The organism is Bradyrhizobium sp. LeoB3 (assembly GCF_055456055.1).
In genome coordinates this window covers 289,390-296,564 of sequence record NZ_JBVBEF010000002.1, presented here as the reverse complement: position 1 = coordinate 296,564, position 7,175 = coordinate 289,390, and the positions used below count along the sequence as shown (strand labels likewise).

The window sequence follows — 7,175 nt, the reverse complement described above, 5'->3', positions numbered from 1 at the left end:
ACCGATCGTGGATGGTGGGCACGCTGCGCTTTGCCCACCCTACGCTTTCTGGCTACCAGGAAAAGCGCACCACGCCCTTGCCGGCGTAGGATTGGCTGATGCCGGAGAATTCGCCTTCGAAGGTGCCGGCCGCGGACCAGCCGTTCAGCCACTTCATCTCCAGCGACGCCGTGGTGAGCGCGGAATCGGGCGCCTGCGCCGCGCCGTTGACGACGAAGGCTGCGCCCGGCAGCGTTTGGAACACGGCGCTCGCGGCGCGGTCCGGATTGAAGTCATGCGCCCAGGCGGCGCGGCCGCGCAGCGTCACTATTCCGTCCTCGACGGCGAACGACTTGTCCGCGCGCAGGCCGAGCTCGGTGCGCGTGTCGGTGACGCTCTTGGCGGTGTAGTTCAGTGCGAAGGTGTTGGCTCCGGACACCACGGCCTCGGCATAGTTCGGCAGCTCGAAGGTCGTCACCTGCGCCGCAGCGTAAGGCGTGAGGCCCAGCCACGGCGTGGCGTAGCGATAGCCGCCCTCGAGTCGGCCGGAATAGGTGTTGGCGTTGAACTCCGCGCGGAGATGGTCGACACCTGCGATGGTGACGAAGCGGTCCGTGGTGACATCCTGCCAGCCATAGGCGAATGCGGCGGAGAGATAGGCCGGGCCTGTGGTAGTGCGCGCGAATGCGCCGGCCTGGAACAGGTCGGAGCGGCCCCAGCCGAAGCCGTTGACGCTGAAATTGGTGCCGCCACCAGCAAGCGCAAACCCTGCGAGCAGCGACGGCGAGACGCGATAGTCGAAACCGACGGCGGTGCCATAGACGTTGCTGCTGGCGTTATTCGAGCCGAGCACGGCGTTGCCGTCCGTGCGCTGCGAGCCGCCAAAGCCCGCGGCCCACACGCGCCAGCGCGGATCGAAGCCCGGCGGCGCGGCAGGCACCTTCCGATAGACCGCCGCATAGGCATCGCGTTCGCGCTTGCTCCGGGCCGTGCGGGTCGAAGCGTAGGCGTTGGCGCCGTCCACATCGGCAAAGGGCGTTGCGCCCGCGCCGTCACTGAGGCCGCCGTCGCGGCCGGCGATGAACGGATCGGTCAGCAATCCCAGGAACAGGTTCATCGCGTTGAAGGTCGCCTGCTGCGATCCCGTCGCCACCTCGCCGGAGGCTTGCGTCAAGCCGGCCGGCGTCAGCGACGCGAACGGCAAGGGAATGCTGCCATTGGCATTGAAGAAGTTGGTCAGCGCGCCAGCGACGTTGTGCTGATTGACGTTGAGATTGGATTTGGCGCCGAAGTCGAGGCCGAACGTCAGGTAGGCATTGGTCGCGTCATAGCTTAGCGCGGCCGTGAGTGCGCCGGGCAGACCGGACACGCTGAGGCCACTGAATGTCGTTCCGCCAAGGCCGCCATCCGCGGTCAGGATCGTATACGGCCGCTTCGAGATCGAGCTGCCAGGCGAGAGGCTGGCGGCGACGGAGCCGCCGAGCGTTGCAGTGCCGGTCACGTGGGCGAAGGAGGATGCGGTAGAGCTGAGCTGCACCAGATAGAGCGCGCCGGACTGCAGCGCGAGATTGCCGGCGACGGTGGTGGACGCGGCCGGCACCGCATTGCCCGGCATGAACGCGCCGCCGCTTGCGATCGTGGTGTTGCCGACCGTGCCGATGCCGGAGAGCACACCGCCGGCGCTAACGGCCACGCTGCCGCTGATGACGCCGTCGACCGCGAGCGTGCCGCCGAGCACGTTCCAGTCCTGGGCACCGGTGCCAGTCACGGTCCATTTCGAGCTGTCGACCTTGTTGAAGGTCGAGAAGCCATCATACTGATTGCCGGGTCCGATCAGGCTGAGGTCGAACGTGCCTGTGCCGGTGCCGCCGAGCTGGAAGGTGTCGCTGCCGTTGGCAAGCACCAGGCCGTGGATGACGCTACCCGGGCCGAGCGTCAGCACACTGGCGGAGCCGGGGGCGCAGCCGCAGAATTCGATCGCAGCGAAACCGGCGGCGGCGTTGATGGTGCCCGAGTTGAAGACAGAGCCGCCACCGTTGACCACGATGCCGACGGCGTCGCTGCCGACATTGATGGTCCCGGTGTTGATGACCTGGTTGGTGCCGGCAGGTCCGGCAGTCGAGACGTTGATGCCGGCGGCCGGCGCGCCGTTTCCGACGGTGATCGTGCCTGCGTTTGTGACGGTGAGGGAATCGCCGACCGCGAAGACGCCTGTGGTGCTGTCGCCGCCGACAATGCTGCCTGTGTTGGTGATCGTGCCGGACCCGCTGAGCGAGAGGGGGAACGAGATGATGCCGTAGCCCAACATGCCGACGTTGATCGTACCGCTGTTGGTGATCTTCGTGTTGTCGCCGGCTGCGATGATAGCCATGCCGAAATCGTCCGATGTGATCGAGCCGGCGTTGCTGATCACCGCGTTGTTGCCCTGCACGGAAATGCCTGCGGCTCCTTGACCAGCGATGATGCTGGCGCCTGCGGTGTTGGTGATCGTGTTGTTGTCGTTGATCGCGAAGATGCCGGCCGCGGGCGAAGAGGTGAAGCCTGTCGTGATCGTGCCGGCGTTGGTCACCGTGCTGTTGCCGGCGACGAAGATGCCGTTGCCGGAGTTGCCGACCGTGATGGAGCCCGCAGCGGTGTTGGCGATCGTGTTGTTCTGGCCCCCCAAGATGCCGGTGCCTCGGTTTCCGGCAGACAGCGCGCCGCTGTTGGTGACGACGTTGCCGTCCCCGACCGAGATCGCGAAACCGTCCGAGCCGGCGGAGATGGTCCCGTTGTTGGCGATGCTGTTGTTGTTGAGAGCGCCGATGCCGATCGCGCTTTCGCCGACCGAGATGATGTCGTTGTTGGTAACAGTGTTCGAATTGCCGACGTTCAGGCCGGTCAGGAAAGCATCCGCGTTCAGCGTGCCGTTATTGATGACGGTGTTGGAATCGTTGAGGCCGATCGCCGCCGTGCCGTTGTCGCCAACGGTCGCTCCCGACTGCACATTGACGGTGAGGTTGTTGACGCCGGCGCCGGCCTCAAAACCACCGGGGACGAGGCCGTTGCAGGTGACGGTCGCCCCGCTCGTTGCCGGATCGGGCACGCATTGCGCATGCGCCGCTACGGTCGACAGACACAGGCCAGGCAGGATCGCCGCCACGGCGGCCGTGTGCGCGCCGAGACCAGCAGGCAACCGAAACCACACGCCAACGCCCCCTCATTCCCCCGCGCCTCACGGCGCGTCCCTGGAACTCAGGTAGCATGGGGTTTCCCGGCGGGTGGCAAGAATCCGGCCGAATGCGGCTGATCGCTCAGTTTTCGCGGCGCCACTGTGGCGCGGTCGCAACGATTGCGCGGCGATACGTCTCATTCCGCGCACGAAGTCAGGCGTTCGGCGAGGGCTCGCCGGGCACGGTCAGGAGCTGCGAGCGACGGATTCGCTCGCGGTGGGCGGTGTAGAGGCCGGACGCGACGATGAAGGCGGCGCCGATCACGGTCCAGATGCTCGGCACCTCGCCGAAGATGAAGAAGCCGAGCAGGCTGACCCACAGCAATTGCGTGTAGGAGAACGGCGCCAGCACCGAGGCATCGGCATAGCGGAAAGCCAGCACCACGATCCACTGGCCCGCGGTCGAGGCCACGCCGACCAGGATGCCGAGAAGAATGTCGTGCCGGCTCGGCGTCACCCAGGCGAACGGCACCATGACGCTCATGATCGCGAAGCCCACGATGGCGGAATAGGTCATGGTGGTGATGGCGGCATCGCGGCCGCTGATCATGCGCGTCATGATCAAGGTCGAAGCCCAGCAGAAAGCCGACAGCAGCGGGAAGAAGGCGGCGACGTGGAACGCGCTGGTGCCGGGCCGCAGGATGATGAGGACGCCGATGAGGCCGAGCGCGGTCGCGATCCAGCGCCGCAGGCCGACCTTCTCGCCTAAGAAAACGATCGACAGCGCCGTGACGTACAGTGGCGCCACGAAGCCGGTGGCGGAGGCTTCCGCGATCGGGAGGAAGGCTAAGCCGGAGATGAAGAACAGCGACGAGCCGAGCAGCGTCGCGCCGCGAAGGAACTGCAAGCCGACCCGGCCGGTTCGCAGCGCAAAGAGCGGCGAGCCCGGCAGCATCGCAGGCGACATAATCAGCGCGAACACCAAGAAGCGGATCCAGGTGATCTCGATCGATGGCAGCGTCGCCGACAGATATTTCGAGGTGACGTCGGACGTGCCGAGAAAAATCGTCGACAGCAGGATCAGCGCGATGCCCTTGAACGGCCGATCGGCGCGCGCGGGGGCTTTGCGGGAGACGGATTTCTTCGCAGGCGAAGATTTCTTTGCAGGCAATGGCAAAGGTGCGCTGTCCAGCCTGGCGGCTGCGGCGGGGGGCGGTGTCACGGCAATCTCGGAGGCACAAATAAGCGAATCTGCGAGCCTGTAAAAAACGCCAAATGGCGGCGCACGACAAGGTCCGAAAACAGGACGCCGATATGCGCGAATGTGCGCGGCAGCACGCTACGCCCAGCGCGGCAACTCGCCGTCGCCGTTGCAACACTTTGTTAAGAATCGTGTTCGCTATCGCTAGAGCATCGGCAAACTTCGCGGCTTGGGACCGCGCGGAAAAGCCTTGTCCAAAGCTTCGATCTCGCTGGCGCTGAGCACGAGATCGCCGGCCGCCGCATTCTCAGCGGCGTGCTCCGCGCTCGACGCTTTCGGGATCGCGAACACGGACGCCGCGCGCGTGAGAAAAGCCAGCGCGACCTGGCGTGGCGCGGCGTTGTGCGCCTTCGCGACCTCCTGCAGCACCTCCCCGCCCTTGCTCCGTGGCGAAGGAAAATCATTGTGGCCGAACGGCGAGTAGGCGACCACGGCGACGCCATGCTTCTCGCACCACGGGATCACAGCATGCTCGATCGCGCGCTCCTGCAAATGATAGAGCACCTGGTTGCAGGCGATCCTGCCCTTACCCGAAACTTCCAGCATCTCGCCGAGATCATCGGCGTCGAAATTGCTGACGCCCCAGGACCGTATTTTTCCGGAGGCGACCAGCTCCTCGAACGCCGCGACAGTGTCCTCCAGCGGATAGGATCCGCGCCAGTGCAACAGATAGCAGTCGAGGTGGTCGGTCTTCAGCCGCTTCAGCGAGCGCTCGCAGGCGGTGATGGTGCCGCGGCGCGAGGCGTTGCTGGGCAGGACTTTCGAGACCAGGAACAATTCGTCGCGCCGGCCATGAATCGCATCCGCGATCACGAGTTCGGCGTCGCCATACATCTCCGCGGTGTCGATGTGGGTCATGCCGAGCTCGATGCCACGGCGCAGCGCCGCCACCGCCGCCTTGCGGTCGCCGCGGTCGAGATACCAGGTGCCCTGCCCGATCACGGAGACATTGGGGCCATGGTGGCCGAATTTTTTGGTGCGCATGATCGCCTCGCTCATCGGGGACGACCAACCCTAGACGATTGGTGAGGCAATGTCGCGGCAATACGCCCTGTCGTTCCTGCGAAAGCAGGGACCCATAACCACAGGAAGATGTAGTGGCGCGAGCAAGCAGTTACAGCCTCGCATCTCATCAAGTCCTGTGGCTATGGGTCCCGGGTCAAGCCCGGGACCACAGCGGAGTTCGTGGCGCGCGCATGCATGTCGCCGTCAGACGTTGAGGTTCATCCAGACCGCCTTTGGCTCGGTGAAATTGTCGATCGCGGCGGTGCCGTGCTCGCGGCCGAGGCCTGAATCGCGCTCGCCGCCCCAGGGCAACCGCACATCGGTGTAGCCATAGGTGTTGATCCACACCGTTCCGGCCCGCGCGCGCTTGGCAAAGCGCTGCACGCGGCCGATGTCGCTGCTCCAGACGCCGGCGGCAAGGCTGTAGGCGGTGCCGTTGGCGATCCGAAGCGCATCCGTCTCGTCCTTGAACTTGATCACGCTGACGACGGGCCCAAAGATCTCCTCCTGCGAGATCCGCATCTCGTGCTTCACATTGGCGAACACAGCCGGGCTGATGAAATAGCCGCGATCGCCGACGCGCTCGCCACCGGTCACGAGCAACGCGCCCTCGTTCTTGCCGATGTCGACATAGTCGAGAATGGTCTTCATCTGCTTGTCGGAAATCACCGGTCCGAGCGCCGTGGCGCGATCGTGGGGATCGCCGATGCGCAATGCGCTTGCGCGTGCGGCCAAGCGTTCGACCACCTCGTCATAGACGCTCTCCTGCACCAGCACACGCGAGCCGGCCGAGCAGACCTGCCCGGCGTTGAAGAAGATGCCGGCGGCCGCAGCCTTCGCCGCGGCATCGAGGTTCGCGTCCTCGAAGATGACGTTGGCCGACTTGCCACCGAGCTCCAGCGACACGCGTTTGAAATTGCCGGCTGCGCCGCGCATGATACCGCGACCCACACCGGGCGAGCCGGTGAACGTGACCTTGTCGACGTCAGGGTGATTGACCAGCGCCTCGCCGGCAATGCGGCCGGGGCCGGTGACGATGTTGAGCACGCCGCGCGGCAGGCCGGCTTCAAGCGCGAGCTCGCCGATCCGGAGCGCCGACAGCGAGGTCAGCTCGGCCGGCTTCATCACGATCGTGCAGCCGCACGCCAGTGCCGGCGCGAGCTTCCACATGCCGATCATCAGCGGAAAATTCCAGGGCACGATCGCGGCGACCACGCCGACCGGCTCGCGGACCGTGTAGGTGAGCGCATCGTCGCGGGTGCTCACGACATCGCCGCCGATCTTGTCGGCCCAGCCGGCGTAATAGGTCAGCGTATCGATCGCGGCCGGAAAGTCCTGCCGCAGCACCGCCGCGATCGGCTTGCCGGCATCGAGGCTTTCGAGCTCGACGATCTCGTCGGCATGCTGCTTCAAGACCTCTGCCCATTTCAGAAGGATGTGCCCACGTTCGGCGGCGCGCATGGTGCGCCATGGTCCCTCAAAAGCGCGGCGCGCGGCAGCGACAGCGCGATCGACGTCCGCCGCTCCGCCTTCCGCGATCGTCGCGATCACGTCCCCGGTCGCGGGGTTGAGGGACTTGAATGTGCGTCCGGAGATGGCCGGGACGCGGGCGCCGTCGATCAGCAGCAACTCTTCCGGGGCGGCGGAACGGCGGAGGGCCTCCTGCGCATAGTCATATGCAATTGACATCATATTTCCTCCTGGTTGGTATACCAAACCTAGGAGCATATGCCCTGCAGTAAATATGATATGTTCTGCCTATGGCTCGCGAAAATATGA

4 protein-coding genes are annotated in these 7,175 nt (G+C 65.3%); all 4 read right to left on the bottom strand.

Annotated features, from left to right (window positions below):
- Positions 1–52: 52 nt before the first annotated feature.
- Positions 53–3,166: an autotransporter outer membrane beta-barrel domain-containing protein gene (locus ACZXDY_RS04070; RefSeq protein ID WP_464344595.1), complete on the bottom strand. Its 3,114-nt coding sequence runs from the start codon at positions 3,164–3,166 to the stop codon at positions 53–55.
- A gap of 178 nt (positions 3,167–3,344) precedes the next feature.
- Positions 3,345–4,301, bottom strand: a complete 957-nt coding sequence (locus ACZXDY_RS04065) for a DMT family transporter (protein ID WP_464344610.1) — start codon at positions 4,299–4,301, stop codon at positions 3,345–3,347.
- 234 nt (positions 4,302–4,535) lie between these two features.
- On the bottom strand, positions 4,536–5,375 hold the full coding sequence (locus tag ACZXDY_RS04060) for an aldo/keto reductase (RefSeq protein ID WP_464344594.1): 840 nt from the start codon (positions 5,373–5,375) through the stop codon (positions 4,536–4,538).
- Between the two features lie 225 nt (positions 5,376–5,600).
- Entirely contained in the window at positions 5,601–7,085 is a 1,485-nt protein-coding gene (locus ACZXDY_RS04055) for an aldehyde dehydrogenase family protein (RefSeq protein WP_464344593.1), read from the bottom strand.
- Positions 7,086–7,175: the final 90 nt, after the last annotated feature.

Coding starts and splice junctions, on each gene's coding strand:
- ACZXDY_RS04060 (WP_464344594.1), bottom strand. CDS start 5,375: ATGCGCACCAAAAAATTCGGCCACCATGGCCCCAATGTCTCCGTGATC.
- ACZXDY_RS04055 (WP_464344593.1), bottom strand. CDS start 7,085: ATGTCAATTGCATATGACTATGCGCAGGAGGCCCTCCGCCGTTCCGCC.